The following is a 25,332-nucleotide window of genomic DNA, read 5'->3' as shown; positions in this document are numbered from 1 at the left end:
GTGTTGTGCTCCTCACGCCGCCAGGGGCGTGGCTTTCCAGAAATAGCGCGCGAAGCCGCGCGCGGTGTCCACGTCCTTGACGCGGTAGGTCATGCGCAGCGGCGTGCCCACGTCGAGCGCGGTCGCGCCCACGTCAACGATCTCCATCAGCACCCGCGCGCCGTTCTCGAACTGCACGAAACCCACGTGCAGGGGCGGTGCGGGGTGGTAGGACAACCAGTCGGCGGTGCAGGTCAGCAACTGGGCCGGCACATCGCTCAAGGGCACGGGCTCGCTGTTCGTGGACGGCGCGCCGCAGCCCTCGCCCACGCAATAGGCCAGGCGCGGAAACTGCACCGTGCCGCAGCGCTTGCACCGGCAGCCCACCATCGCGCCGAGCTGGTCCGAGGAGCGGTACTGCTCGCTGAGCGCGGTCTTCACCGGCTTCTCCGAGCGCATGCCCCATTCCAGTTCGATGCCCTTGTCGTAGGACAGCATGCGCAGGTAGTCGCCGTGTACCTGCGCGTCGGCCAAGGCCGCGCGCACGCCGCCGCGCGGCCGGTAGGCGGCAATGGCCTCGGTGGCGCGCAGCACCAGCACGTCGCAACCCTGGCCGAAGCCCACCAGCACGATCACTTCGCCGGGCTGGCCACGTTCGAGCGCGTCGGCCAGCATGAGGCAGGCGTGCGCCGCGCCGGCATAGCCGCATTGTTCGTCCAGCGTCGTGTCGAACGCCTCGGCCGCGATGCCGCAGCGTTTGGTGACCATGGCGCCGCTGCCCTTGAGTGGTGACGCGAAGATGAAATGCTTCACCTGTGCCGCGTCGACACCGGCCGAAGCCAGTGCGGCGGCCACTGCTTCGGGCACGATCTTGGCGTAGCCCTCGTCGCGCACCCAGCGCTCTTCCCAGTGGTAGTCGTGCTTTGAACCGTTCGAGCGGAAGTGGTCGACGAACAGGTTCCAGCTGCTGTGCGCGCCAATCAGCTCGGCGATCACGCCTTCGCTGCCGAGCGCGAACACGGCGGCACCTGCGCCGTAGCCCAGTTCCTGCGCACTCGCGGGTTTGGCGCTGGGATGGTCGCTGGCAATGACGAGCGCCGGCCCATCCGCCAGGCGCCATTGCGCCAGCAGAGCGCTCACGCCCGCGCGGGGCGACTGGCCCAGGTCGGCCGTGCGCACCGCCGCCGGCATCGCAAGCGCGCCGGCCACGATGCTCGCGCCCTGCAAGTCCGCAAAAGCGGGTCGCGTGGTCGCGACCGTCAGCGACTGGAATGCGGCGCGCGCCGGTGCGTTCAGCACCGGGCGGGCCGCCTCCACCGCCATGGTGATGCTGTCTTCGTCCCAGCTGCAAAAGGCGCGCTGGCCCTTCGCGCCGGCGGCCAGGCCGGGCGACATCCAGCGGTGGGCCGCGGCAATCGCGGCGCGCTGCATCCGAAGGCGTGGCACGTAAGCGCCATAGCCGGTGATTCCGTAGGTCATGGGGTTTTCAAAAGGGTTGTCGAAAAGTCGGCGGCACGGGCGTGCTGCTCCTGCAGCTCGCGCCAGCGCACCTTGCCGGCCGCGGTCTTGGGCAAGCCGTCCACGAAATCCACGCTGCGCGGCACTTTGTAGGCCGCGAGGTGGCCGCGCAGGAATTCGATCAGGGCCTGCGGCGCCGTGCTGTCCGACACCGCCGGTTTGAGCACCACCAGGGCCTTGACCGTCTCGCCGCGCTGCGCGTCCGGCACGCCGAAAACGCAGGACTCCTGCACCGCAGGGTGGCCCGCCAGGCACAGCTCCACCTCGGCCGGCCAGACCTTGAAGCCCGAAGCGTTGATCATTCGCTTCAAGCGGTCGGTGATGTAGAAGTAGCCGTCTTCGTCGACATGGCCGATGTCGCCGCTGCGCACGAAACGCTTGCCCTCGATCTCGATGAAGGCCTCGCGCGTGGCCTCCGGCTTGTTCCAGTAGCCCTCGAACTGCGCTGCGCAGTGCATGACGATCTCGCCCGGCTCGTCGGGCCCGAGCTCGGCGCCCGTGGAGGGGTCGATGATCCGCGCGTCGACGTTGATCTGCGGTATGCCGCCACACTGCAGGCGCGGCGCCTGCGGCGGATTCATGTGCGAGCTGCCGCAGGTCTCGGTCATGCCGTAGCACTCGATGAAGGGCACGCCAAAACGCCGCTCCACCTCACGCGCCACGGCCGCCGGCATCGCGATCGCGCCACCGTACAGGCGCTTGAGCGACGAGATGTCGTGCCGCTCGAACTCGGGCCGGCCCATCAGCTCCACCAGCATCGGCGTCACCGCCGCCCAGCGGTCGATGCGGTGTTTCTCGATCAGCGCGGGAATGGCCGCCGCGTCCCAGCGCGCCAGCAGCACGGTGGTGCGGCCTTCGCAGACCGCCTGGTTCATCGCGCACATGCCGGCCACGTGGTTCATGGGCAGCACGATCAGGTCGCTGCAGTCCGCCGAGCCGGCAAACCACAGGGAGCGCTGCGCCACCATGAGACAGAAGGCGCGGTGCAGCAGCATGGCGCCCTTGGGCTGGCCGGTGGTGCCCGAGGTGTAGGCGATCACGGCCAGGTCGCCGCCCTGGTTCTCCATGGGGCGCGGCTCGATGCCCGCGGCCAGCGCACCGGCGAAATCGTGCACCTCGGGGCGCAAGGCGCGGTCATGGGGCCGGCGCGGTTCGCGCACGAAGTCGGGCGCGTCGGCGCTGCCCGCCATGTCGGCACAGGCCCCGACGATGCAGCCGGTGATGAGGCCCTGCGCCATCGCCGCCTCGGCGCGCGGCTGCAGTTCCTGCGTGGTGATGATCACGCGCGCACCGGCGTCTTCGGCAAAATGCCAGACCTCGTCGGACGTGCTCATCGGGCTGAGCGACACCACCACCGCATCGCAGCGCTGGATGGCGTGGAAACCGATGACGAACTGCGGGCAGTTCTGCATCAGCAGCATCACCCGATCGCCGCGCGCCACGCCCAGGTGTTGCTGCAGGTAGCCCGCGAGGTTGAGCACCGCGCGGTGGAACTCGCGAAAGCTGGTGGCACCACCGTAGTAATCGATCGCCGTCTTCTCCGGCGTCCGCCGAGCGGCCGCCTCCAGGCGGTCGAAGAGTGTGCCGTTCGGCGCCGCCAGCGAGTGGGGCACGCCGGGTGGCCAATGCTTGTGGTGCCGGGCGAGCGTCATTGCCCGAGAACCCCGAACTCCTCGATGAGGCGGCTCCAGTAGGCGTAGTCGCCCTGCACGACATTCAACGCGTCCGCTGCCGTGCCACCTTTGGCGCTCAAGCCGAAGCCGAGGAACTGCTGCACCACCTCGGGCTGCTTGACGATGCGGTCGACCTCGCGGGCAATCTGGTTGACGATGGCATCGGGCGTGCCCGCCGGCGCCAGCAGCATGCCCCAGCTTTCGCGGTCGAAGCCGGCGAAGCCTTGCTCCTTGAACGTCGGGATCTCGGGCATCAGCGGCGAGCGCTCCGGACTGGCCACGGCCAGGCCGCGTACCTTGCCGGACTCCAACGCCTTGCGTGCGCCGGTGCCGCTCAAAATACCGAGCTTGATGTGGCCCCCAAGCAGCGCGGTCAGGATGGTCGCGTCGCCGGTGAAGGGCACGTGCGTCATCTCGACGCCTGCCGTGCGTTCCAGGCGACGGCCCATGTAGTGGCCAGTCGTGCCCAGGCCGTGTGTGCCGTAGTTCAGTTCGCCCGCGCGCGCGGCCGAAGAAGCCAACACCGGCTTCAGGTCACCCTGCGTGTTCTGGTTGCTGGCCATGAGGAACACCGCCGTCGAGAAAAGGAGCGAGACCGGCTTGAAGTCTTTCAGCGTGCGGTAGCGCACTGTCGGGCGCGTCATCTCGGTGGACAGCATGATGGGCGAATGCAGCAGCAAGGTGTAGCCGTCCGCCGGGGTCTTGACCACCATCTCGGTACCGATCGCACCACTGGCGCCCGGGCGGTTCTCGACAATGACCGGCTGCCCCCACGTGGCGCTGAGCTTCTCGGCCACGCTGCGCGCGACCGCGTCGGTGGGCCCGCCCGCCGGGTAGGGCAGCACGATGCGCACCGGTTTGTCGGGAAATGCCGACGCCCAACCTGCTGCTGCGCCCAGCAGCAGCGCGATACCCACTTTTGCAATGCGATTCATCTGTGTCTCCGTGTCTGTGTGGTGTGCCTCGCCTGCGGGCGGGCAAGCTTGCCGACCCGAGACGCACGCATGATCGCCAGAGGCCTGCACGGTGGCACTACCCTTGTGGAGTAGGCGCCCGGGTTTCGGCCTCGCGCAGGCGCGCCACGGCCTCGTCGCGCGCGCTTACGCCGAGCTTGGTGTAGATGTTCTTCAGGTGGAACTTGACCGTGTCGAGCGATACGTCGAGCACGCGCGCGATCTTCTTGTTGGGCATAGCCTGCGCCAGCAGCGACAGCACCTCGTATTCCCGCTCGCTGAGCGACGCCAACGACGCCAGCGGCGCACGTGGAACAGCCACCGCAGCGGCCCCCGCACCTGGGCGTGCGGAGCTGCGATCGGCCGTCGCGAGCAGGCGGTCGACATGAAAAGCCAACAACGGCTCCAGATCCTCGCGCGGCAGCAGGCGGCGCAACAGCTGCGCCATCGCGGGTGATACGTCCAGCACCGTGCGCACCAGGCCAAAGGCATGACCGATGCGCACACCTTCGAGCAGGTGCGCGCGCGCGGCCTCCAGCTTGCCCATTTCGAAGCAGGCCAAGGCCCATTGGCACTGCAAGGCGGCGAACGCCCGCCCCGCAGGTTCACGGCCCGACGCGGCGCGTGCTTCCAGCAGCAGAACCGCCGCCGCGTGGTCGCGACCATCCAGCGCCATCTCCGTGCATGCCCGCTGGAGTCCGTCCTTGATCTGCCGCGCGGCCGATCGGTCGCCGCTGTGGGACTTTGCCAGTCCTTCCAAGCGCCGCAGAATGGTGAGCGCTTCGTCCATCTGGCTGCGCAACAGCAGGTGGCGCAACCGCAGGCCCAGCGCCTGCGCAAGCACGCGGTCGAAGCCGAAACGCTGCGCGTAGGCTTCGAGCCGCTCGATCGCCGCCAACGCGTCGTCCTCGCGGCCGGCCAGCCTGTGGCAGTGCGACAGCGTGGACAGCGCGTGCAGAACGAAACCGGGCAACGCGAGCCGCTCGATGGCGGCCATGCGCGGCTCCAGCATCGCCTGCGCCGCTTCCACCTCCCCGATCTCGTAGAGCACATCGGCCAACACGGCGGTGGCCATGCAGGCCACGCCGCCGAAGGCAGCCCCTCGTTGCTCGGCGCTGCGCAGCACCTCGCGCGCAAGTTGCTCGGCTTCGCTGAACCGGCCCTGGCGCCCCAGGCTCACCGCGAGCATGCAACGCCCCACCAGGCCACTGAGCTGGGCGCCGCTGCGGTGCTGCGCGCCGGCAAGCACCTCCCGCGCTGCCTCATGCGCGCCTTCGTGGACGTAGGTACGGGCCAGCAGATTGGCACGGCTGGTCCAGGCCAGGTCCGTCGCGTCCGGCGGAATGCCTCGCAGGGCCTCGCGGTGCCGCAGCACGGTGTCGATCCGATCCTGCTGCACCGCCAGCGCGCAGCGCAACAGCAGCAGGTCGTAGCGCTGTCGCGCGTCGAGGCAGTCGATACGCGCCTCCATCTGCCGCAGGCTGGCCTCGCAGGCCTCGAAGTCGCGGGCATACATGCCCAGATAGGCCTGGGCCAGGTGCAGGTCGAAATGTTGAACGATCGCTTCGGCCGGCACGTGGCGCAGGAGTTGCGCCAGCTGCAGCAGCTCGCCACTGGACAGGAGGTCGTGGGCGCTGGCCGCCACCAGCGCAATCGCCTGCGCCATGTCGCCCGCGCGCACGGCGTGGAGCACCGAGCCCTCCACATCGCCACGCGCGCCGAACCAGCGGCAGGCAGCGGCGTGCAGCGCGCGTTGCTCCTCGATGGGCCAGGCCTGCACGCGCGCCAGCAAGGCTTCGCGCAGCAAGGGGTGCAGCCGGTACCAGGGTTCGCGCTCGCCGCTGCCGATCTGGCCGATGAAGAAGTTCTCGGCCTCTAGCCGCTCCAGACTGGCGCGCACGCGCGGCAGCGACGGCGCATCGTCCAACAGCGCGGCGCACAGGGACACGCTGAACCGGGCGCAGATCGAGGCCCGGGTCAGCATCTCCAGCTCCGCGGGTGCCAGGCGCACGAGCACCTCGCGCTCGAAGTAGCTGGCGAATGCCTGCGCGTCGCGCACGCGCACCGGCGCATAGCGGCCCGCCCCACCGGGGGCCTGGGCCCGCAGGTCGAGCGCGAAGAGTTGCAGGCCCGCGACCCATCCGTCGGTGAGTTCGTGCAAGGCCCGCGCATCGTCCGCATCGATGTTGCCGAGCTGCTGGCGAAGGTAGCGCTCCGTTTCCTGCGCGCTGAAACGCAGGTCGCGCATGTCCAGTTCGGTCACCCGTTGGCGCGAACGCATGCGCTCGAACGACAGCGGCAGGGCGCTGCGCGAGCTCAGGGCCAGGTGGAAATGCGGGGGCGCGTCGTCCAGCAACCATTGAACAACGCGGAAGATGCGGGGATCGCGCAGGTGTTGCAGGTCGTCGAGCATTAGCACCAGTTCGCGTGGGCGCGCTGCGATGCCCCGGACCAGCGCAATGATGCCGTTCTCAATCTCCGCATCGGCTTGTGCGCCTTCGGTCAACAAGGTGGCCTCGCGCACCATCGCCGGATCGACCTGGGCCAAGCTGGCCAGCAGATCGCGCAGGAAACCGGGCAAGGGATCGTGTTCGGGCGCGAGCGACAACCAGGCCACGTCGACATCGGCTCTCAGCAACGCCTGGCGCCAGGCCAGCAGGGTGCTCGTCTTGCCGCAACCGGCCTGCCCCAACACGACCACGCAGCGCTGGTGCCGAGCCGCCATGAGCCGCTCCATGAGCTGCTCGCGCGCCATCAAGCGGCGCGTGCCCAGCGGTCGGGTCAACCGGACAGAACTGGCCATGGCATCCGGCCGGCCTTCGCTCTCGGCAGCGGAGGGGGCGTTGCGAGGTCCCACCGGGGTTGATTCGCCGGTGCGGCGCGCGGCTCATCGAGCGGCATGACCACGCGCCGGTCGTCGGCGCGCTTGGCGCGCAGTTCCAGCAGACATTGGCGAAGCAGTGCCATGCGCCCTCTCCCGTTACAACGTGCCCACGAGCTCGGGCACGGCTCCGAACAGATCGGCTTCGAGGCCGTAGTCGGCCACCGAGAAGATCGGTGCTTCCGGGTCCTTGTTGATCGCCACGATCACCTTACTGTCCTTCATGCCCGCCAGATGCTGGATGGCACCGGAGATGCCGGCGGCGATGTAGAGCTGGGGTGCCACGATCTTGCCGGTCTGGCCCACTTGCAAGTCGTTGGGCGCATAGCCCGCGTCCACCGCCGCGCGGCTGGCACCGATGGCCGCACCGAGCTTGTCGGCCAGCGGCGTCATCACCTCGTTGAACTTCTCGCTGCTGCCCAGCGCACGGCCACCGGAGACGATGATCTTCGCGGCGGTCAGTTCCGGGCGGTCGTTCTTCGCGATCTCGCTGCCCTTGAATTCGCTTTTTCCATCCGCCAGTGCGGCCGTGGCGGTTTCCACCGCGGCGCTGCCACCGCTGGCTGCGGCCGGGTCGAAGCCGGTCGTGCGCACGGTGATCACGTGCTTGGCGTCGGTGGCCTGCACAGTGGCGATGGCGTTGCCCGCGTAGATCGGGCGCTCGAAGGTGTCGGTGCTGATCACCTTGGTGATGTCACTGACCTGCCCCACGTCCAGCGCAGCGGCCACGCGCGGGGCTACGTTCTTGCCACCGGCGGTGGCGGGGAAGAGGATATGGCTGTAGTTGCCAGCCAGGGCCAGTACCTGCGCAGCCACGTTCTCGGCCAGGCCGTGTTCAAGACCCGGTGTGTCGGCATGGATCACCTTCGCAACGCCAGCGATCTGCGCCGCCGCATCGGCCGCCGCCTTGGCCTGGTGACCCGCGACCAGCACATGCACCTGACCATCCAGGAACATGCTGATCTCGGCGGCGGCCTTTACCGTGTTGAGGGTCGCTCCCTTGAGGGACGCGTTGTCGTGTTCGGCAATGACAAGGACCGTCATGATCAGATCACCTTCGCTTCGTTTTTGAGTTTCTCGACCAGGGTGGCCACATCGGCCACCTTGATGCCCGCGCCGCGCTTGGGCGGCTCGCTCACCTTCAAGGTCTTGATGCGCGGCTTCACGTCCACGCCCAGGTCTTCGGGTTTCACAATGTCCAGCTGCTTCTTCTTCGCCTTCATGATGTTGGGCAGCGTCACGTAACGTGGCTCGTTCAGGCGCAGGTCGGTGGTGATGACCGCCGGCAGCGTGATCGCCAGCGTCTCCAGCCCGCCGTCGACTTCGCGCGTCACGTTGGCCTTGCCGTCGGCCACTTCGACCTTGGACGCAAACGTGGCTTGCGGCAGACCGGCCAGCGCGGCCAGCATCTGGCCCGTCTGGTTGCAGTCGTCATCAATGGCTTGCTTGCCCAGGATGATGAGTTGCGGTTGTTCCTTGTCGACCAAGGCCTTCAGGAGCTTGGCCACGGCCAGCGGTTGCAGTTCTTCGGTGGTCTCCACCAGGATCGCGCGGTCCGCGCCAATCGCCATGGCCGTGCGCAGCGTTTCCTGGCATTGCGCCACGCCGCAGGAGACCGCGATCACCTCGGTCACCACGCCCTTCTCCTTCAAGCGCACGGCCTCTTCGACCGCGATCTCGTCGAACGGGTTCATGCTCATCTTGACGTTGGCGATGTCCACACCGCTGCCGTCGCTCTTCACGCGCACCTTGACGTTGTAGTCCACCACGCGCTTCACGGCCACCAACACTTTCATCTGCCCCTCCAAAAAAGAGCATCAGCGTATCGACGCGCTGCGGGTGCGTCCAATACCGATTGAGCGAAGCGGCATCCCGTTTTCTTATCGCCTTCCATCGCCGCGCCAGACCTTGCCTTCGTGATCGCGAAGCTCAGGCGTCACACGCATGCGGGTTCTTCAGCGCATTCACAACGTCTCCTCCGATCCGAAGATTGCCGTGGCCTGGCTGGACAACACACCGCCGTTGCCATGCGCTATGGCGAGCTTCGCGCCCGGCACCTGACGCTCGCCCGCCGTGCCACGCACCTGCTCCACGGCCTCGACCATGGTGAACAGGCCGTACATGCCGGGGTGCACGCACGAGAGGCCGCCGCCATTGGTGTTGACCGCGAGCCGCCCACCGGGCGCGATACCGCCCTTGTCCACGAAGGCTCCGCCCTCGCCCTTGGCACAGAAACCCAGGTCTTCCAGGAACAGGATGGTGTTGATGGTGAAGGCGTCGTAGAGCAAGGCCACGTCGATGTCGCTGGCCTTCACGCCGGCTTGCGCGTAGGCGCGCGCGCCGCTCTCGAGCGCGGCGGTCACGGTGAGGTCGCCCATGTTGCCGATGGAGCGGTGCGAAGTGGCCGAGGCGGAGCCGAGCAGGTACGCGGGCTTGCCGGCCAAGTCCCGGGCGCGGTCGGCGCGCACCATCACCACCGCGGCAGCGCCGTCGGTGACGAGGCAGCAGTCGCGCACGGTCAAGGGGTCGGACACCATGCGCGCGTTCAACACGTCGTCGATGCTCAGCGGATCGCGCATGAACGCGTCCGGGTTGCGTTGGGCCCACTGGCGCGCGGCCACGGCCACGTGCGCGAGTTGCTCACGGGTGGTGCCGTATTCGTGCATGTGGCGCGCAGCCGCCATCGCATAGGACGACGGCGGGTTCATGGGTTTGTAGCGGTGTTCGTAGACGATGGGCGTGCCACCGCTGGCCACCAGCCCGCCCGCGGCCGAGCGCTGGTTGCTGCCGTAGGTGATCAGGGCCACGTTGCACAGGCCGGCATCGAGCGCCAACGCGGCCCACATGGCCTGGATCTGGAACGAGGAGCCGCCGGTGCGGCTGTTGTCGGTGACGCTGGGGTGGATGCCGAGGTACTCCGCGATGGTGAGCGAGGAGAACGGGTCCTGCGGCAAGGTGGTGAACAGGCCGTCGACGTCGGAAGGCTGCAGGCCCGCCTGGGCCAGTGCCTTCAGGCTGGCGTGCACGGCCAGGTCGATCGCCTCGTAGCCGGGCGCGGCCCCCATGCCGAAGGTGGCGGCGCCGACCACGGCGGTTTTGCCTCGGGGAAATTTCATGTCACTCATGTCGCTGCGTCCTCCGGCACGAACACCAACAAGGCCTTCCCCTCCACCGCATCGATGCGGGCTTGCACACGCATGCCGATGCGCACCGCATCGGGCGCGATGCCCACCACCTTGCTCGTCACCCGCGGGCCTTCCTCCAGGTCGACCAGGGCCACGTTGTAGGGTTCGCCGGGCGGCTTCACGCGCACCACCGTGGTCGCGTACACCACGCCACGGCCGCTGGGTTCGAACCATTCCAGGTCCGTGGCGCCGGTGCCGGGCTCGGCCACGCGCGGGTAGTAGAAGGCGCGCCCGCTCTGCCGCGCGCGCTGGATCTTGAAGCTGCCCTCGTCGAGATGCCGCTGGAACTCGGCGTCGATGCCGATGCCTGGGTTGTTCTGTGTCATGTCAATGCGTCTCCTGCAGAGCATTCGGTCGGGTGGCGACGAGCGCGTCCACCGCCACCACGCCCTGGCCTTTCGGGTACACGAGTACCGGGTTGAAGTCGATCTGGTCGATCACGCCGTCGGCATCGGCCGCGAGTTGCGAGACGGCGACGATGAACCCGGCCAGCGCGTCCAGATCGGCCGGCGGGCGGCCGCGCGCGCCTTTCAGAATGGCCGAGGCCTTGAGCCGGTCCACCATGCGCAGCGCACCGGCATGGGCAATGGGCGGCGGCGCGAACACCACGTCCTTCAACACCTCGACGTAGATGCCGCCAAAGCCCAGCATGACCAGCGGGCCGAAGTCGGCGTCGTTCACCACGCCCACCACCATCTCGTGGCCGGGCGGCATCATCTTCTGCACTTGCACGCCCTCCAGCCGCGCGTGCGGCGCGTGCTGGCGCACGTTGCGCATGAGGCGCTCATAGGCCGCGTGCAGCGTGTCTTCGCCCACGTGCAGTTCGACGCCACCGGCCTCGGTCTTGTGGGCGATGTCGGGCGACTGGATCTTGAGCACCACTGGAAACCCCATACCTTGCGCCGCGGCCATCGCGGCTTTCGCGTCCTGCACCAGCGCGCTCGGCGGCATGGGGATGCGGTAGTGCGACACCAGTTCGCGGGTCTGCGCTTCACCCAGCACGCCGTCGGCCAAGGCGCCGGGCTCCAGCAAAGGCGAGCGCCCTGGTGGGGGGCACAGGGTGCCGGGCTGCGCCGTGGCCCGCTGCTGCTGGAACCGGCCATAGCGGCGCAGGGCATCCAGGCCACTGGCGCAGGCACGGAACGACGGAAAGCCATGCGCGCCAATGGCCGCCAGCGCCTGCAGGTTCTGGGCCGACGGCGTGATGTGCGAGTGGAACAGCACCGGCACGCCACAGCGCGCCAGCAAGGGCTGCATGGCGGGCGCCATGCCGTCGATGCGGCCCTGGGCCGACAGGCCCATGTTGAGCAGCACGGCGTCGACCTCGCCCGAGGTGGCGAGCGCCTCGATCACGGCCAACATCGCGCGGCCTTTCTGTTCGGTGGCGGCCACGGTGGTGTCCACCGGGTTGCCCGCCGACGCATACGCGGGCAAGTGGACCATCAGGGCCTGCTGCAACCCAGCCGACAGGGCCGGAATTTCCAGGCCCTGTGCGGACAACAGGTCGGCCGCCCATCCGCCCGCGCCGCCCGAGGTGGTCACCACCGCCACGCGGTGGCCGGTCATGAAGGGCATGAGCGACAGGGCCGCAGCGGCCGCCAGCATTTCTTCCACGTCGAAGACGCGGAGCACGCCGTGCCGCTCGAAGGCCGCGTCGTAAGCCGTGTCCGCCCCCGCGAGGTGCGCGGTGTGCGAGATCGCCGCGCGCTGGCCGGCTTCGGAGCGTCCCACCTTCATCACCACGATGGGCACCTGCCGCTCGGCCGCGCGCTGGGCCACTGTGGCAAACCGCCGCGCGTCCTTCAGGCCTTCGATGAACAGCAGGATCACGCCCGCGTCGCCCTGCTCGACCAGGCGCTCGACGAAGTCCAGCACCTCCAGATCGGCCTCGTTGCCGGTGGTGACCACGCTGCGCAGATCCAGGTGCGCGGCCAGGGCACGGCCAAACAACGCAAAGCCGATGCCCCCGCTTTGCGACACCACCGCCACCCGGCGGCGCGAAGGAAACGCCGGAGGTGGGTGGGCAATGCATTCCTCCACCACGTGGGCAAAGGTCGCGGCCAGGCCGGCCTGCGGCACGTAGAGGCCTTCGGTGTTGGGTCCGAGCACGCTCATGCCCGCGCGGCGCGCCACGTCCACCGCGCGCGCCATGTCGGCGGGCACCACGTCCGACGAAAACACCACCGCGCCCGCGCACCCACGGCGGGCGGCATCTTCGATCAACGCCGGCACGCCTGCACCGGGAATGCTGATCAGCAAGAGATCGGGCACCTCGGGCAGATCGTCCAGCGTGGCATAGGCCTTGAGCCCTTGCAGGGATGCGTGACCACCGGGGTTCACGGGGTAGATCGGCCCCGCGAAACCGGCCGACTTCGCGCAATGAAGAATCTTGCCGCCCGTCTTGCCCAGGGCTTCGGATGCGCCGACGACGGCGATGCTGCCCGGTGCGAGCAGCTTGGGATTCAATGGCATGGCGATCAGGCGGTGATGTGGGAGCCGCCGTTGACCGACAGGTGCTGCCCCGTGATGAAGCTGCTGGCCGAGGAGACCAGGAAGGCGATGGATTTCACGGCCTCGTCGGGGTCGAGGAAGCGGGCGAGCGGAATGTTCGCCAGGTAGCGGTCCTTGAACTTGTCGCTGCGCACCACCTCGGTCATCTCCGTGGCCACCACGCCGTAGGCCACGCTGTTCACGCGAATGCCCCAGCGACCCCATTCGCGCGCCGCGCTCATGGTCAGACCCAGCACGCCCGACTTGGCCGCGCCGTAGTTGATCTGCCCGATGGTGCCTTTGCGGCCTGCGTCGGACGAGACGTTGACGATCACGCCCGGATCGCGCTCGCCGGCCTCGGCGCGCTTCTTCATCTCCGTGCCCGCGATCTGCAGGCAATTGAAGACGCCGGTCAGGTTGACGTCGATCACCTGCTGCCACTGCTCGACCGTCATGTTGTCGATCATGGCGGTGCGCGTGATGCCGGCGTTGTTAACCAAGCCGTGGATGCCACCAAAGCGCTGCGCCGCCTGGTCGACCACGCGGCCCAGGAAGTCGCGGTCCGTCACGCTGCCGCCCAGGGCGAGCACGCGGTCCTTTTCCAGCCCGTCCACCGCTTCGCGCAGCTTGCCTTCGTTGGCGTCGACCAGCGTGAGGCGCGCGCCCAGCTGGTGCAGCAGGCGCGCGGCCTCCAGGCCGATGCCCTGGGCCGCGCCCGTGACCATCACGTTGCGGCCGGTCATGTCCATCAGATTGATCATGGTGTTTCCTTCTTACTTGTCGACGTAGTTCGGTGCGCGCTGCTCCAGCGCGGCGGCCACGGCCTCGCGGTGGTCGGCGGTGTGCTGCGCCAGGCCTTGCATGCTCGCGGCCAGGGTCAGCGTGCCTTCGAGCGACTGCGTCTGGGACTCGCGCAGCAAGCGCTTGTTCAGGCGGATGGCGTGCGCCGGGTGGCGTGCGATGCGCTGCGCGATCTCGCGGGCGCGTGGCAGCAGCTGCTCGACGGACACCACCTGCGACACCACGCCCAGTTGCAGCGCGCGCCGGGCATCGAAATCGTCGCCCGTGAGCGTGAGCTCGGCCGCTGCGGCCGGCCCCACGTGGCGTTGCAGCAGCCAGCTGCCACCGGCGGCGGACACCAGGCCCAGGCGGATGAAGCTCTCGGCAAACACGGTGGTGTCCACGGCAATGCGCACATCGCACAGCAGCACCAGGTCCAGGCCCGCGCCCACCGCCGCGCCATTGACAGCCGCCACCACCGGTACGTCCAGTGCACTGAAGGCACGCGCCAGCCGCTGCACGCCACTGTCGTAATACACGCGGTTCTCCGCCGGGCTGCCGGCAAAGTGGTGTTCGCGGGCGTGCATGGCCTTGAGGTTGCCGCCCGCGCAGAATACGTGCCCGGCCGCTGTGAGAATCGCGCACTTGATGGAGACGTCCGCCGCGATGCGGCCGCAGGCCTGCACCAGCGCATCCGTCAACTCGCCGCTGATCATGTTGCGGGTCTTGGGGCGGTTGAGCGTGAGCACCACGATCGGTCCCTCGCGCTCCCACAGCAACACGGGGTCTTCCTCGGTGTGCGCGTTCATCGCTGCGCCTCCTTTCGCATCGGCTGGATGACCGCGTCGAGTGCGACCACGCCCTTGCCCTGGGCGCACACCACCACGGGATTGACTTCGATCTCCGCGATGCGATCGCGCTGCGCCATCGCCAGTTGCGACAGCGATGCAATGGCCTGGGCCATGGCCTCGGTATCGCCGGGCACTGCGCCGCGCCAGCCCGCCAGCACCGGCCAGGTGCGCAGCTCGCGCATCATCGCCAGCGCCTGCGCGGGGCTCACCGGCGCGGGCCGCGTGACCACGTCGCGCAGCAGCTCGACCAGCACGCCGCCCAGGCCAAACGTCACCATGGGGCCGAAGGCCGGGTCGTTGCGCACACCGAGGATGCACTCGGTGCCACCGACCACCATCTCGGACACGAGGAAGCCCTCGATGTGCGCCTCGGGCAAGGCTTTGGGAATATCGCGGGCCATGCGCGCCACGGCGGCCTGCACGGCCGCCGCGTCGCCCAGCCCGAGCGCCACGCCACCGACTTCCGTCTTGTGGGGAATGTCGGCCGAGACCACCTTGACCGCCACCGGAAAGCCGATGCCTTGCGCCGCCTCTGCCGCTTCTTCGGGTGTGCGCACCAGGGACTCGCGGGGCGAGCGGATGCCGCAGGCGGCCAGGATGCGTTTCGATTGCACCTCGTTGAAGGACGTGGCGTCCCTGGGCACGAGGTCGCGCGCGAAGTCCGGTGCGGCCTCGGCGCGAGCGGCGGGCTGGCGGAAGAACTGTTCGAAGCGGTGCAGCGCGGCCAGCGCGTTCACCGCACGCGACGGGTCCTCGTACACCAGGAAGCCCGCCTGCGCATAGACCTCGTGCAGCTCGGGCGGCGTGGTGACCGAGACCATCAGCAGGCGCTCCGGGTGCTTGGCCGACACCTCGCTCAAGGCCTGGCAGATCGGGCCCGCCATGCTCGGCGCCATGCCCACGATGCCCAGGAACAGGATGATGGCGTCGAACGCATCGCTCTCCAGCACGCGCTCGAGGCTGCGGCCCAGCATGCCGTGGTTGGCGGTCACCAGGCCCGTCATGTCGATCGGGTTGGTGGGCGAGCAGTACGGCACGATCTCGCGCAGTTGCTGTTGCGTGGCTTCGGGCACCTGGCCCAGTTCCAACTGGGCGTCCGACAGGAAGTCGGCCATCTGCACGCCCACGCCACCCGAGATGCTGATGACCGCGGTGCGTGGCCCCAGCGGGCGCTTTCCCGCGTTCAAGGCGTAGGCCACGTCCAGCAGTTCCTCGGTGGTGCGCGCGCGGTGCACGCCGTATTCGCGGAAGATCGCGTCGTAGACCGCGTCTTCACCCGTGAGCGAGGCGGTGTGCGAGGCGGCGGCCACGCGGCCTTCGGGTGTGCGACCCACCTTCATCATCACCACCGGCTTCTTCGCCTGGCGCGCGAGGTCGAGCGCGTGCAGCAGGTTGTCCGCGTGGCGAACGCCTTCCAGATAGGCCAGGACGATTTCGACCTCGTCCTGCTGCACCATCCAGGCCATGGCCTCGCCCACGTCCACGTCGGCTTCGTTGCCGGTCGCCACGAAGTGGGACAGCCCCAGTTGGCGCATGGCGGTGTGCTGCAGCAGGTAACCGCCATAACCCCCGCTCTGCGTCGCAATGCCGATGCGCCCCGGCGCGGGAAAGCGCTCTTCGAACGCCGAGGCAAAGGTGGCGTACACGCCCGCGCGCGCGTTCACCAGCCCCATGCAGTTGGGTCCGAGAATCCGCATGCCGTGCGCGCGCGCGATCGACACCACCTCTTCCTGGCGCCGCAACCCTTCGGCACCCACCTCGGCAAAGCCGGCGCCGTAGACGATGGCCGACCGCACCCCGGCCTCGGCACAGTCGCGGATGGTCTGCACCGTGTCCTCGGCCGTGACGGCCAGCACCGCGCAATCGAACGGGCGGCCCACGGCCTTCACGTCGGCATAGGCCTTCAAGCCCTGCACTTCGTCGCGCCCCGGGTTGATGGGATAGATCTCGCCGGAGAATTCGGCGCGCCGCAGGTAGTGCAGCACCCGGCCGCCGAAACGGCGCCAGTCGTTGGAGGCGCCGACAACGGCGATCGAGCGCGGCGCGAACAGCGCATCCAGGCGCGTGGAGGGTTCAGGGGTTCTCATATCCATGGGAGTGATCAAGCAGACAGGCGCGCCATGCGCTCCAGATGAAAGGCCTCATCGCCGAACTGCAGCGTGGACATGGTGAGGCGCAGGAAATGCGCACTCACGTCCAGCTCCTGGCTCATGCCCATGCCGCCATGCATCTGCACGGCATCGCGGCCCACCAGGCGCGCGCAGCGGATGGCCTGCAGGCGCGCGGCGGACACCTCGCGCATGCGCTCGTTCGCCGGCTTGCCCAGGGCGGCAGCGGCCACATGCGCCATGGAACGGGCCAGCTCGACCGCCACGACCATGTCGGCCAGCTTGTGCTGCAGCACCTGGAACTTGGCCAGCGGCGCGCCATACTGTTCGCGCGTCTTGAGGTATTCGCAGGTGGTCTCCACCAGCCACGCGCAGGAGCCGACCACTTCCGCACACACCGCGGCCGCGCCGTGGTCGGCCGCGAGCGCCAGCAAGGCCAGCGCGCCGCTGGCGTCCTGCACGCGGTCGCCGTCGGACAGTCGCACGCCCTCCAGCACCAGCTCGGCCGCGGTCTGCCCGTCGTTGCTGCGGTAGGTGCGTACCCGCAGGCCAGGCGCAGTGCGCGGCACCAGGAACAGCTCGACACCGTCGGGAGTGCGCGCGCTGACGAAGAACAGGTCGGCGATGCCGCCATTGGGCACCACCGGCTTTCGGCCGTGCAGCGTCCAGCCGCCCTCCACGCGCCGGGCCTCGGTGTCGACGTATGCGAAGCCTTGCCCCACGTCGTCCTCCAGCGCGGCCAGTGCCAGGTGCAGGCGCCCTTCGACCATGGCGGGCAACAAGGCGTCGCGGTGCGCGGCGCTGGCGCTGCCCAGCAGCAGCGCGCCGCCCACCACCACGGTCCAGATATACGGCTCCAGCACCAGATGCCGCCCCACCGCCTCGGCCAGGATCGCGGCCTCTTCAGGGCCGCCACCATAGCCGCCCGCTTCTTCGGGCAAGGCCGCGCCGAGCCAGCCGAAATGGGCGAAGGCCTGCCACACCTCGGGGCTGTAGCCACCGGCGCGCAAGATCTTCTCGCGCTGGATGTAGCTGTACTGTTCCAGCAGATAGCGGTGCGCGGAATCGCGCAGCATCTGTTGATCGGAGGAATAGGAGAAATCCACGGTGTCGAACCTCAGACGCGCAGGATGCGCTTGGCGATGATGTTTCTCTGGATCTCGGCGCTGCCGCCGTAGATGGTGAGCTTGCGGCGGTCGAACGCCTGCTGCGCGTGGTACGCGTCCTCGGGCGGCACCACCGGATCGCCTTCGGGCAGCGTGAGCACGTCGGGCCACGAGAGCTGGCCGCCCTCTTCCATCATCAGCTCGGTGATGGCCTGCTGCAGTTGGCCGCCGCGCAGCTTGACCACCGACACCACGGCGGCCTCCGCCTTGCCGGCCACCTCGTCGGCGAGCACGCGGTAGGCGGTGTACTTGAGTGCCATCAACTCCGCTTCCAGGGAAGCCAGGCGTTCGCGAAAGCGCGGCTGTTCGCTCAAGAGAACACCGTTTCTGCGGGTACGCCGGCCGAAGGCACGCGCCTCTTCGATATAGCGGGTGGAGGCGCCGATGCCGGCGCCGACGATGCGCTCGTGCGACAGCAGGAACTGCGTCATCGACCAGGCCGCGCCCTCCGGACCGAGGCGGTTCTCCAGCGGCACGCGCACGTTCTCGATCGTCACCTGGTTGACCGCGTGCACGCCGCCCACCGTGATGATGGGCGACACCGTCACACCGGGCTGGTCCATCGGTATGAGCAGGTACGAAATGCCGGCCTGCTTCTTCTCTTCCTGCGAGGTGCGCACCAAGCAGAAGATCCAGTTCGACTCCTGCGCGTAGCTGGTCCACAGCTTGGTGCCGTTGACCCAGTAGTGATCGCCCTCGCGCACCGCGCGCATCTTCAACGCCGCCAGGTCGCTGCCGGCTTGCGGCTCCGAGAAGCCCTGGCACCACCAGTGCTCACTCGCGAGGATGGGTGGCAGGAAACGTTGCTTCTGTTCTTCCGTTCCGTATTCGATGATCAGCGGGCCCAGCAGGTCGATGGCGGGTATGTTGCGCCGGGGCGCGCCGGCCAGATGCACCTCTTCATCCCAGATGAAGCGTTCGATCGGCCCCCAGCCGGTACCGCCATACGCCTTGCTCCAGCCATGCGCCAGCCAGCCTCGGGCGGCCAGCACACGTTGCCAGCGGATGTGATCGTCCTTGGACAGCTTCTCCCCGCGCAAGGTGCGCTCGCGGATGTCCAGCGGAAGCTGTGTGTTCAGGAAGTCCCGCACCTCGGCGCGAAAGGCCTGGTGCTCAGGACTGAAATTCAAATTCATGCGAAGACCTCGTGGCCCGGACTGTGTGGGCACGGGGGCGATTACAGCACCGGGAAAGCGGCCCAAGGCGCTCCGCGCGCGGCCATCGGCTATTCAATACATATGTGCTGATTGGTGCCGCGCCTGGGGTTCGCGCCATGGTCACTGCCACAATGAATCACCCATTGAACCGGGTTTTGAGCGAGCAGGAGCTCCACCTAACATGACCGCACCTCAGATCACCAAGTCGACCGACGAACACATCACCACGCTGGCGCTGAACGCACCCGAGAAACTCAACGCGCTGTCGCTGGAGATGCGCGATGCGTTGATCGAAGCGCTGCAGACCAGCTTCATGGACGACGCCTGCGAAGCCGTGGTGATCACCGGCGCCGGCGGCGTGTTCAGCAGCGGGGGCGACATCCGTGCGCCGCGCCCCGAGGCGCAGGCCGTTGCCCGCACGGTCCGCCTGAAGATAGGCCGCTTGCAGGAACTGGTGCGGCTGGTCTGCCATTCACCGAAACCGGTGGTGGCGGCCGTCGACGGCAAAGCCTATGGCGCGGGCCTGTCGCTGGTGCTGGCCTGCGACGCCGTGGTGGCCGCCGAAGGCGCGCAGTTCTGCGCCGCCTTCGGCAAGGTCGGGTTCATTCCCGACGCCGGCCTGCTCTACACCTTGCCGCGCCGCATCGGTGGCGCGCGCGCGCAGCACCTGATGCTGAGCGCGCGAGCGGTCGACACGCCCGAAGCGCTTTCCATGGGGTTGGTCGATGTGGTCGCGCCGCGCGCCGCGCTGCTCGCCACCGCGACCACGGAAGCACGGAGATTGGCCCACATCGCCCCACTCGCTTTCTCGGCCATCAAGTCGCTCGGCACCGGTGGCTGCAACACACTGGAAGAGGCTTTCGCGGCCGAGCAACGCCTGCAGCCCTTGCTGGCACTGAGCCACGACTACGGCGAAGCCCGGGCGGCCTTTGCCGAACGCCGCAAGCCGAGCTACCGGGGCCACTAGGAGACCTGCATGTTCCAACCCGATCTGCTGGCCGGAAAACGCGTGCTGATCACCGGTGGCGGCACCGGCCTGGGCAAGTCCATTGCACACCGAGCGGTGGAACTGGGCGCCGAGGTGATCTTGTGCGGCCGGCGCGCCGAGGTGCTTCGGAGCACGGCCGATGAACTGAACGCGCTGCAACGCCAACCCGTGCGCACCGCGCCCTGCGACATCCGCGACGCGGCCGCCGTCGCCGCCATGGTGGAGGCGGTGTGGGCCGGGGGCGTGCCCGACGTGGTCGTCAACAACGCCGCCGGCACCCTGCTGTCACCCACCGAAGCCTTGTCGTCTCGCGCGGTGGATGCCGTGCTGCAGACCTCTTTGCACGGCGCGATCTATGTGACGCTGGAAGCCGGCCGGCGCTGGATCGCGGCCGACAAACCGGGCACGTTGCTGTACACATTGGCATCGGGTTTCGAAGACGGTCGGCCCTTCATGGTGCCGCTGACGGTGGCCAAAGGCGCCCTGGCTACGTTGCTGAAGAGCCTGGCGGTGGAATGGGGCCGCCATGGCATCCGCACGGTGGGTATCGCCCCGGGCAACTTCCCCACGCCCGGTGCCGATGCGAAGCTGCAGACCGGCCGCGCCACAAACCCTGCAGACGACATCCCGCTGGGCAGGGTTGGCAAACACATCGAGCTCGCCAACCTCTATGCCTACCTGATGTCCGACATGGCGGCCTTCATGACCGGCGAGATCATCACCCTCGACGGCGGCAAGGGCCTGCGCACGAACGGCGTGGACGACCTGTTCCAGTGGACACCCGCGCAATGGGACGCGCTGCGTCCCAAGCGCTGAGCGCTGAACGAAACCTCAAGCGAATTCCGCGAACCCTCGGTCCAGCACGGTCGCGCCGCGTTCCACCACGCGCGCGCGAAAGGCCGTGCCCCCGTTCTCGTGCCACGCTTCGACGCGCACGGTCTCGCCGGGATAGACGGGTTTGGAGAAGCGCGTTTCGAGCATGCGCAGCGCCCGCCCCGGATGGAGTTTCATCAGGCCATGCGCCGCCACCGAGTAGGTGCACAGGCCGTGCAGGATGGGCCGTTCAAAGCCGGCCCGGGCCGCGAAAGCAGGGCTGGCGTGCAAAGGGTTGCGGTCCCCGTTGAGCCGGTACCACAAGGCCTGGTTGTGCTCCGTCGGCATGTCCTGCAACGCGTCGGGCGCGCGCTCGGGCACCGCGCGAAAGTCGCGCGAGAGCTGGCGCTGGCCACCGAAACCACCGTCGGCCCGGCAGAAGGTGCCCGACTCGATGCGCGCCACCGCTTGCCCGGTCTGCGCGTCCTTCAGCGTGCGCTCCAGCACGATGATCGCGCCACTCTCCTCACCCTTGTCCACCAGTTCGAGCACGCGGTTCGAAGCGATGTAGGAGCGGCCCGGCGACAAGGTGCCCTGCAACTCCAGGCGCTGCGTGCCGTGCACCAGCATCTGGCGGTTGATGCCCAGTGCCGGCTGGGCCATCCACGGACCCGGATGGCCCATGACGATGGGCAATGTGGGAAAGCACTTCAAGCCGTCTTCGAACACGTAGGGCAGTTCGCTCTCGTCCATCGGATCGCGTCCCAATCCAACGGACAAGGCGAACAGCATGCAATCCCGGTCTGACAGGGACTGCTCGACATCGGCGAAGGGATGGGCGTGGATGGCAGAGACATTCAAGGGCATGCGGCGATGGTAGGAACCGCCTGCAGCGGCGGCAAGAGGCGCTGCTTAAACATCACATCCATGCACTTTGTTCGGCAGTAACATGGCCCATGCGAAAAAAATGGGCCCCTGAAAACAAGCACATCGTGGGCTCGCGTCCCGACCTTCCCGACGGTGTCGTGAAGTCCGCCGGCCGGGTGCTGCAGATCCTCGAATACTTCGACGAGATCCAGCGCCCCGCAAACGTGGTCGAGATCTCCGAGATCCTCAAGCTGCCGCAGTCCAGCACCTCGGCGCTGCTGCGCAGCCTGGTGGCCATGGGCTACCTGTACTTCGATCGGCTGGCGCGCACCTACATGCCGAGCTGCCGTGTCGCGCTGCTGGGCAACTGGGTCAACCATCCACTGTTCATGGGCGGCGTTGCGCTGCAATGCATGGACGAGCTGCAGCAAAGAACGGGCGACGCCGTGGTGCTCGCGATCCGCAACGGCGTGTGGGCGCAGTACATCCACGTGCTGCAGGCCACCAGCATGGCGCGCCTGCAGGTCACGCGCGGCGCGCTGCGGCCCTTGGCAGCCTCCGGCACCGGCTACGCCCTGCTGAGCACCTTGCCCGATGCCGAGGTGCGCAAGATCTGCCACCGCATCAACGCGGAGGCGCGTGCCGCAGGGCGCGGCGCGCCGGTCGCCACCGACACCTTGCTGCCGACCCTGGAAGATGTGCGGCGTTCGGGCTATGCCTTCACCACCGACCTGGTCACGCCGGGTGGCGCGGTGCTGGCGATGCCGCTGCCGGTGACCGATGGTGGGCAAGCCCTCGTGGTGGGCCTGGCCGGTATCAGCGAAGTGCAGAAAGCGCGGCGCACGGAGCTCATCGCCACGATGAGGGACGTGCTGTCGGCGCACTTTCCGGCGCTCTGAGCACCTTCCCTCTAGGAGGGTAGGGTGGGACACGTTTTGAAGTGGTGCTGTCGGCGCGCGTGCCCCCATCCCAGTTCTCCAGCGGGGGAAGGGGCAAATTCGCAGAGTCCCTCTGCGGGCACGCCCACTCGCCACTGGCCGAGGGTTTGGAGTGAGACCGGCGCACGTGCTCTGTGCTCTTCCTTTACTCCACCGCGGGCCGAGCGCGTTCCATGACGGCTTCCCACGTGCGCTGCTCCTTCTTCACACGCTCGGCCAGCGCCGAGGCCGTCATGGGGTTGGTCTGCAGGCCCAGGCTTTCGAAGCGGGCCGCCACGTCGGGCTGCCGGGCGATGGCTTGCAGTTCGGCGTTCAACTTCGCCACGCGGTCGGCGGGCACGTCGGCCGGCGCGAACATGGCGAACCACGAGGACACGTCGAAGCCCGCAATGCCCGCCGCGCTGGCGAGCACCGGCGCCTCCGGCACCGAGGCCACGGGCTGGCCGCCGCTCACGGCCAATATCTTGAGCCGGCCGGCCTTGTGCAACTGCAGCGGCGTGAGGATGCCGGCGAAGGCGTATTGGGCGTCGCCGCGCATGACCGCGTTCATGGACGCCACGGTGCCCTTGAACGGCACGTGCACCGCCTTGATGCCCAGCGCGTCGTTGAACATCTCCATCGCCAGGTGGGTGGTGGAACCCACACCGTCGGAGGCGTAGTTGAGCGTTGCGCTGTTGGCACGCAGCCAGGCCAACAGGTCCTTCACGTTGTCCACCGGCACCTTGGGATTGACCACCAGCACCAGCGGTGTCTCGGCCAACAGGCCCACGGGTTTCAGCAGCCGATTGACGTCGGGCTCGACCGGCTTTTTCATGTAGCGCTGGATCGCCGGTTGCAGCACCTGGCCGCCGATGGTCACGAAGGCCAGGGTGTGGCCGTCGGCTTGCGCGCCCTGCATGGCGTTGTAGACCACGATGCCATTCGGTCCGGGTTTGTTCTCCACGATCACCGGTTGTCCCAGGCGCTCGGTGAGCTTTTCGGCGTACAGGCGCGCGGTGATGTCGGTCGGCCCGCCCGGGGGGAAGGGCACGAGCAGGTGGATCGGCTTGCTGGGCCAGGCCGCGGGCGTCGCCTGGGCGCCGGCCCACAGCGGCAGGGCCAGCAGCGCCAGCGCGGCCAGGAAATGTGCGATGCGTCTTTGCATGGTGTCTCCTTAAGCGGCTTGCAAGACATCGGCCGATTCGGCCACGGTGGTGCGGCGCAGTTCGCGCACGTAGCGGTCTTCATCGAACGGCATGGCGCGGTGCATGGTGCTGCGGTTGTCCCACATCACCAGATCGCCCGCACGCCAGACATGTGCGTGCACGAACTCGGGGCGTGTCGCGTGCGCCATCAACTCGTCGATCAGTTTGCGGCCTTCTTCGTAGGACAAACCTTCCACCGACTCGGCGTGCGAGGCGAGGTACAGGGCAGGCCGCTTCGATCCTGGATGCACCCGCACCAGGGGATGCACGCTGGGCGGCAGGTTGCGCCGCTCGGTTTCGTCCAGCGGTGGCGAACCCTCGACCAGGCCGCGCGAATACGCCAGGGAATGGCGGACCTGCAAGTCCCGCAAGGTGCGTTGGCGCTCCGCGGGCAGCGCGTCCCACGCGGCGCACATGTCGGCGAACTCGGTGTTGCCGCCTTCGGCTGGCAAGCGCTTGGCGCACAGGAAGGTGTACTTGCCCACCGGGTTGCGGAACGAGCTGTCGGTGTGCCACAGCATGGTGGTCAGCTGATAGAGCCGGCGCGGGTTGGTGCGGTCCATGCGAAAGCCGTGCTCGTCCAGGTTGGAGATGTCGCTCAGCTCTTCCTGTCCGAGTCGGCGCGCCTGCTCTTCGCGGTGCACGGTGATGGAGCGTTGCGTCTGTCCGAAGTAGTTGGAGAAGCGCAGCTGGTCGCCGTCGCCGATGTTCTGGTCGCGAAACACCAGCACACCATGCCGGTCGATCGCCGCGGTGACGGCGGCCACGGTGGCCTCGTCCAGCGGCTGGCCCAGGTCGAGCCCGGTGATTTCGCCAAAGAATGTCTTGTGCAACTGCTTGAGTTGGAACGGCATGGGGATGTCTCCTGGTGTTCTGAATGGAAAGGTCGCAGCGTCAGGCCGTCCAGCTGAACCCGGGGTTTCGCAATTGGTAGTAGAGCGCGCCGTCCTGCACCACGAAGGACTTCATCATCCGGGGCCCTCGGTTGTGGTGCGAATGGACCGCCTGGGGCGGCGTGACCATGAGCCCGAACGGAATCCAGTCGAGCCGCTGCCCATCGATCAGCGAATGGATGCCTTCGCTCTCGATGGCCAGGGTCAACGCGGCCGCGTTGTGGCGGTGCGGCCGTTGGTCTCCACCGATCTCCAGCGTGTTCACGGCCGCCGTGAGCGACGGCAGGATGGTGCGCATGCGCGCCAACGGCGTGGTGGAGAAGATCACCGACTTGCCCGCCGTCGCCTGAGGTCCCGTGCGCTGGTGCACCAGCCCCAGCTTCTCGTCGACGATGGCGCCGCTGAAGAAGGCCGGCGCGACCACACGGTTGTGCTGCGGCTCGGGCGCGCGCGCGCCCGCATAGGACAGCTCGGGTTCGTTGGTGAAGCACACCAGCAGCGCGTGTTCCGCGGCCTCGTGCCGCGTCTGGCTCGCGCCGGGCAGCACGAACATGTCACCGGCCTGCCAGGCAAAGCGCGTGTCGCCCGCGCTCGTGACGCCGCGACCGCGCGCCACGTAGAACACTTCACCCGTGGCCTGGAAGACATGGCTCACGCTTTCGCCCGCGCGCACCACCACATAACGCGCGAGCATGGCGGGTGTGGTGGCGGGGAAGTCCAGGCCCAGTGGGGCGCTGAGGTCCAGGTCGATCAGGCCGCTCGGGCACGCCGGGTCGACGGCGCGGCGCTGCTCCTCGACGAAGAGATGGGGCGGCACATCGGCCAAGCCGCGGTCGAACGCGCCGTCGGGTACGTAGTAGATGGCGTCGTCGCTGTCCGCAGGGGACATGGTGGTCGTGGTCATGGTT

22 protein-coding genes are annotated in these 25,332 nt (G+C 68.2%); 3 read left to right on the top strand and 19 right to left on the bottom strand.

The window, feature by feature from the left end; translation table 11 throughout:
- Positions 1-12: 12 nt before the first annotated feature.
- From F9K07_RS06785 to F9K07_RS06715, 15 genes are all read right to left on the bottom strand, one after another.
- Positions 13-1,458: a 3-oxoacyl-[acyl-carrier-protein] synthase III C-terminal domain-containing protein gene (locus F9K07_RS06785; protein ID WP_159590632.1), complete on the bottom strand. Its 1,446-nt coding sequence runs from the start codon at positions 1,456-1,458 to the stop codon at positions 13-15.
- A complete protein-coding gene (locus F9K07_RS06780; protein ID WP_159590630.1) occupies positions 1,455-3,149 on the bottom strand; it encodes an AMP-binding protein in 1,695 nt (564 codons plus the stop codon). The genes F9K07_RS06785 and F9K07_RS06780 overlap by 4 nt, the downstream gene beginning before the upstream one ends.
- Complete coding sequence (locus F9K07_RS06775) at positions 3,146-4,105, bottom strand: Bug family tripartite tricarboxylate transporter substrate binding protein (protein WP_159590628.1); 960 nt, start codon at positions 4,103-4,105, stop codon at positions 3,146-3,148. Before F9K07_RS06775 ends, F9K07_RS06780 begins: the two co-directional genes overlap by 4 nt.
- A gap of 97 nt (positions 4,106-4,202) precedes the next feature.
- A complete protein-coding gene (locus tag F9K07_RS06770) occupies positions 4,203-6,926 on the bottom strand; it encodes a LuxR C-terminal-related transcriptional regulator (protein ID WP_159590626.1) in 2,724 nt (907 codons plus the stop codon).
- The gene (locus F9K07_RS06765; RefSeq protein ID WP_159590624.1) at positions 6,905-7,090 is read right to left on the bottom strand and encodes a hypothetical protein; all 186 of its coding nucleotides are present in this window, start codon (positions 7,088-7,090) and stop codon (positions 6,905-6,907) included. The genes F9K07_RS06770 and F9K07_RS06765 overlap by 22 nt, the downstream gene beginning before the upstream one ends.
- Before the next feature lie 13 nt (positions 7,091-7,103).
- Complete coding sequence (locus F9K07_RS06760; protein WP_159590622.1) at positions 7,104-8,048, bottom strand: electron transfer flavoprotein subunit alpha/FixB family protein; 945 nt, start codon at positions 8,046-8,048, stop codon at positions 7,104-7,106.
- 2 nt (positions 8,049-8,050) lie between these two features.
- Positions 8,051-8,800, bottom strand: a complete 750-nt coding sequence (locus F9K07_RS06755) for an electron transfer flavoprotein subunit beta/FixA family protein (RefSeq protein WP_159590620.1) — start codon at positions 8,798-8,800, stop codon at positions 8,051-8,053.
- Positions 8,801-8,968: 168 nt separating this feature from the next.
- The gene (locus F9K07_RS06750) at positions 8,969-10,129 is read right to left on the bottom strand and encodes a thiolase (RefSeq protein WP_159590618.1); all 1,161 of its coding nucleotides are present in this window, start codon (positions 10,127-10,129) and stop codon (positions 8,969-8,971) included.
- Positions 10,126-10,515, bottom strand: coding sequence for a Zn-ribbon domain-containing OB-fold protein (locus F9K07_RS06745; RefSeq protein ID WP_159590616.1), 390 nt, complete (start codon positions 10,513-10,515; stop codon positions 10,126-10,128). The genes F9K07_RS06750 and F9K07_RS06745 overlap by 4 nt, the downstream gene beginning before the upstream one ends.
- 1 nt (position 10,516) lies before the next feature.
- Positions 10,517-12,661: an acetate--CoA ligase family protein gene (locus F9K07_RS06740; protein ID WP_159590614.1), complete on the bottom strand. Its 2,145-nt coding sequence runs from the start codon at positions 12,659-12,661 to the stop codon at positions 10,517-10,519.
- Between the two features lie 5 nt (positions 12,662-12,666).
- Complete coding sequence (locus F9K07_RS06735; protein WP_159590612.1) at positions 12,667-13,440, bottom strand: SDR family NAD(P)-dependent oxidoreductase; 774 nt, start codon at positions 13,438-13,440, stop codon at positions 12,667-12,669.
- Positions 13,441-13,452: 12 nt separating this feature from the next.
- Positions 13,453-14,268, bottom strand: a complete 816-nt coding sequence (locus tag F9K07_RS06730; RefSeq protein ID WP_159590610.1) for an enoyl-CoA hydratase-related protein — start codon at positions 14,266-14,268, stop codon at positions 13,453-13,455.
- Positions 14,265-16,397, bottom strand: coding sequence for an acetate--CoA ligase family protein (locus F9K07_RS06725; protein ID WP_159590608.1), 2,133 nt, complete (start codon positions 16,395-16,397; stop codon positions 14,265-14,267). The genes F9K07_RS06730 and F9K07_RS06725 overlap by 4 nt, the downstream gene beginning before the upstream one ends.
- A gap of 14 nt (positions 16,398-16,411) precedes the next feature.
- On the bottom strand, positions 16,412-17,494 hold the full coding sequence (locus F9K07_RS06720) for an acyl-CoA dehydrogenase family protein (RefSeq protein ID WP_159590606.1): 1,083 nt from the start codon (positions 17,492-17,494) through the stop codon (positions 16,412-16,414).
- Between the two features lie 41 nt (positions 17,495-17,535).
- Entirely contained in the window at positions 17,536-18,720 is a 1,185-nt protein-coding gene (locus F9K07_RS06715; protein ID WP_159590604.1) for an acyl-CoA dehydrogenase family protein, read from the bottom strand.
- 202 nt (positions 18,721-18,922) lie between these two features.
- Between F9K07_RS06715 and F9K07_RS06710 the strand changes: the two genes are divergently transcribed.
- The gene (locus F9K07_RS06710; protein ID WP_159590602.1) at positions 18,923-19,708 is read left to right on the top strand and encodes an enoyl-CoA hydratase/isomerase family protein; all 786 of its coding nucleotides are present in this window, start codon (positions 18,923-18,925) and stop codon (positions 19,706-19,708) included.
- 9 nt (positions 19,709-19,717) lie between these two features.
- Positions 19,718-20,545 carry an SDR family oxidoreductase gene (locus F9K07_RS06705; RefSeq protein ID WP_159590600.1) on the top strand — a complete coding sequence of 276 codons (828 nt, stop codon included), beginning with the start codon at positions 19,718-19,720 and terminating at the stop codon, positions 20,543-20,545.
- Between the two features lie 15 nt (positions 20,546-20,560).
- Here F9K07_RS06705 and F9K07_RS06700 read toward each other — a convergent pair whose 3' ends face one another.
- A complete protein-coding gene (locus F9K07_RS06700; RefSeq protein WP_159590598.1) occupies positions 20,561-21,409 on the bottom strand; it encodes a MaoC/PaaZ C-terminal domain-containing protein in 849 nt (282 codons plus the stop codon).
- Between the two features lie 89 nt (positions 21,410-21,498).
- Here F9K07_RS06700 and F9K07_RS06695 point away from each other — a divergent pair, with 89 nt between their 5' ends.
- The gene (locus tag F9K07_RS06695; RefSeq protein WP_159590596.1) at positions 21,499-22,308 is read left to right on the top strand and encodes an IclR family transcriptional regulator; all 810 of its coding nucleotides are present in this window, start codon (positions 21,499-21,501) and stop codon (positions 22,306-22,308) included.
- A 184-nt stretch (positions 22,309-22,492) separates the two neighbouring features.
- On the opposite strand, the gene F9K07_RS06690 is transcribed toward F9K07_RS06695, so the two are convergent.
- Genes F9K07_RS06690 through F9K07_RS06680 form a run of 3 tightly spaced genes read right to left on the bottom strand, consistent with a single transcriptional unit; the run spans position 22,493 to position 25,328 of the window.
- Positions 22,493-23,491, bottom strand: coding sequence for a Bug family tripartite tricarboxylate transporter substrate binding protein (locus tag F9K07_RS06690; RefSeq protein ID WP_159590594.1), 999 nt, complete (start codon positions 23,489-23,491; stop codon positions 22,493-22,495).
- A 9-nt stretch (positions 23,492-23,500) separates the two neighbouring features.
- Positions 23,501-24,385: a TauD/TfdA dioxygenase family protein gene (locus tag F9K07_RS06685; RefSeq protein ID WP_159590592.1), complete on the bottom strand. Its 885-nt coding sequence runs from the start codon at positions 24,383-24,385 to the stop codon at positions 23,501-23,503.
- Between the two features lie 40 nt (positions 24,386-24,425).
- On the bottom strand, positions 24,426-25,328 hold the full coding sequence (locus tag F9K07_RS06680) for a hypothetical protein (RefSeq protein ID WP_159590590.1): 903 nt from the start codon (positions 25,326-25,328) through the stop codon (positions 24,426-24,428).
- Between the last annotated feature and the right edge of the window lie 4 nt (positions 25,329-25,332).

This window comes from Hydrogenophaga sp. BPS33 (assembly GCF_009859475.1).
Lineage (GTDB): Bacteria > Pseudomonadota > Gammaproteobacteria > Burkholderiales > Burkholderiaceae_C > Hydrogenophaga.
The sequence above is the reverse complement of the archived record's forward strand: the minus strand, read 5'-3'. Positions and strand labels throughout refer to the sequence as shown.

Bases quoted from the DNA above. Each gene is read 5' to 3' on its own strand.
- F9K07_RS06785 (WP_159590632.1), bottom strand. From the start codon at position 1,458: ATGACCTACGGAATCACCGGCTATGGCGCTTACGTGCCACGCCTTCGG.
- F9K07_RS06780 (WP_159590630.1), bottom strand. From the start codon at position 3,149: ATGACGCTCGCCCGGCACCACAAGCATTGGCCACCCGGCGTGCCCCAC.
- F9K07_RS06775 (WP_159590628.1), bottom strand. From the start codon at position 4,105: ATGAATCGCATTGCAAAAGTGGGTATCGCGCTGCTGCTGGGCGCAGCA.
- F9K07_RS06770 (WP_159590626.1), bottom strand. From the start codon at position 6,926: ATGGCCAGTTCTGTCCGGTTGACCCGACCGCTGGGCACGCGCCGCTTG.
- F9K07_RS06765 (WP_159590624.1), bottom strand. From the start codon at position 7,090: ATGGCACTGCTTCGCCAATGTCTGCTGGAACTGCGCGCCAAGCGCGCC.
- F9K07_RS06760 (WP_159590622.1), bottom strand. From the start codon at position 8,048: ATGACGGTCCTTGTCATTGCCGAACACGACAACGCGTCCCTCAAGGGA.
- F9K07_RS06755 (WP_159590620.1), bottom strand. From the start codon at position 8,800: ATGAAAGTGTTGGTGGCCGTGAAGCGCGTGGTGGACTACAACGTCAAG.
- F9K07_RS06750 (WP_159590618.1), bottom strand. From the start codon at position 10,129: ATGAGTGACATGAAATTTCCCCGAGGCAAAACCGCCGTGGTCGGCGCC.
- F9K07_RS06745 (WP_159590616.1), bottom strand. From the start codon at position 10,515: ATGACACAGAACAACCCAGGCATCGGCATCGACGCCGAGTTCCAGCGG.
- F9K07_RS06740 (WP_159590614.1), bottom strand. From the start codon at position 12,661: ATGCCATTGAATCCCAAGCTGCTCGCACCGGGCAGCATCGCCGTCGTC.
- F9K07_RS06735 (WP_159590612.1), bottom strand. From the start codon at position 13,440: ATGATCAATCTGATGGACATGACCGGCCGCAACGTGATGGTCACGGGC.
- F9K07_RS06730 (WP_159590610.1), bottom strand. From the start codon at position 14,268: ATGAACGCGCACACCGAGGAAGACCCCGTGTTGCTGTGGGAGCGCGAG.
- F9K07_RS06725 (WP_159590608.1), bottom strand. From the start codon at position 16,397: ATGAGAACCCCTGAACCCTCCACGCGCCTGGATGCGCTGTTCGCGCCG.
- F9K07_RS06720 (WP_159590606.1), bottom strand. From the start codon at position 17,494: ATGCTGCGCGATTCCGCGCACCGCTATCTGCTGGAACAGTACAGCTAC.
- F9K07_RS06715 (WP_159590604.1), bottom strand. From the start codon at position 18,720: ATGAATTTGAATTTCAGTCCTGAGCACCAGGCCTTTCGCGCCGAGGTG.
- F9K07_RS06710 (WP_159590602.1), top strand. From the start codon at position 18,923: ATGACCGCACCTCAGATCACCAAGTCGACCGACGAACACATCACCACG.
- F9K07_RS06705 (WP_159590600.1), top strand. From the start codon at position 19,718: ATGTTCCAACCCGATCTGCTGGCCGGAAAACGCGTGCTGATCACCGGT.
- F9K07_RS06700 (WP_159590598.1), bottom strand. From the start codon at position 21,409: ATGCCCTTGAATGTCTCTGCCATCCACGCCCATCCCTTCGCCGATGTC.
- F9K07_RS06695 (WP_159590596.1), top strand. From the start codon at position 21,499: ATGCGAAAAAAATGGGCCCCTGAAAACAAGCACATCGTGGGCTCGCGT.
- F9K07_RS06690 (WP_159590594.1), bottom strand. From the start codon at position 23,491: ATGCAAAGACGCATCGCACATTTCCTGGCCGCGCTGGCGCTGCTGGCC.
- F9K07_RS06685 (WP_159590592.1), bottom strand. From the start codon at position 24,385: ATGCCGTTCCAACTCAAGCAGTTGCACAAGACATTCTTTGGCGAAATC.
- F9K07_RS06680 (WP_159590590.1), bottom strand. From the start codon at position 25,328: ATGACCACGACCACCATGTCCCCTGCGGACAGCGACGACGCCATCTAC.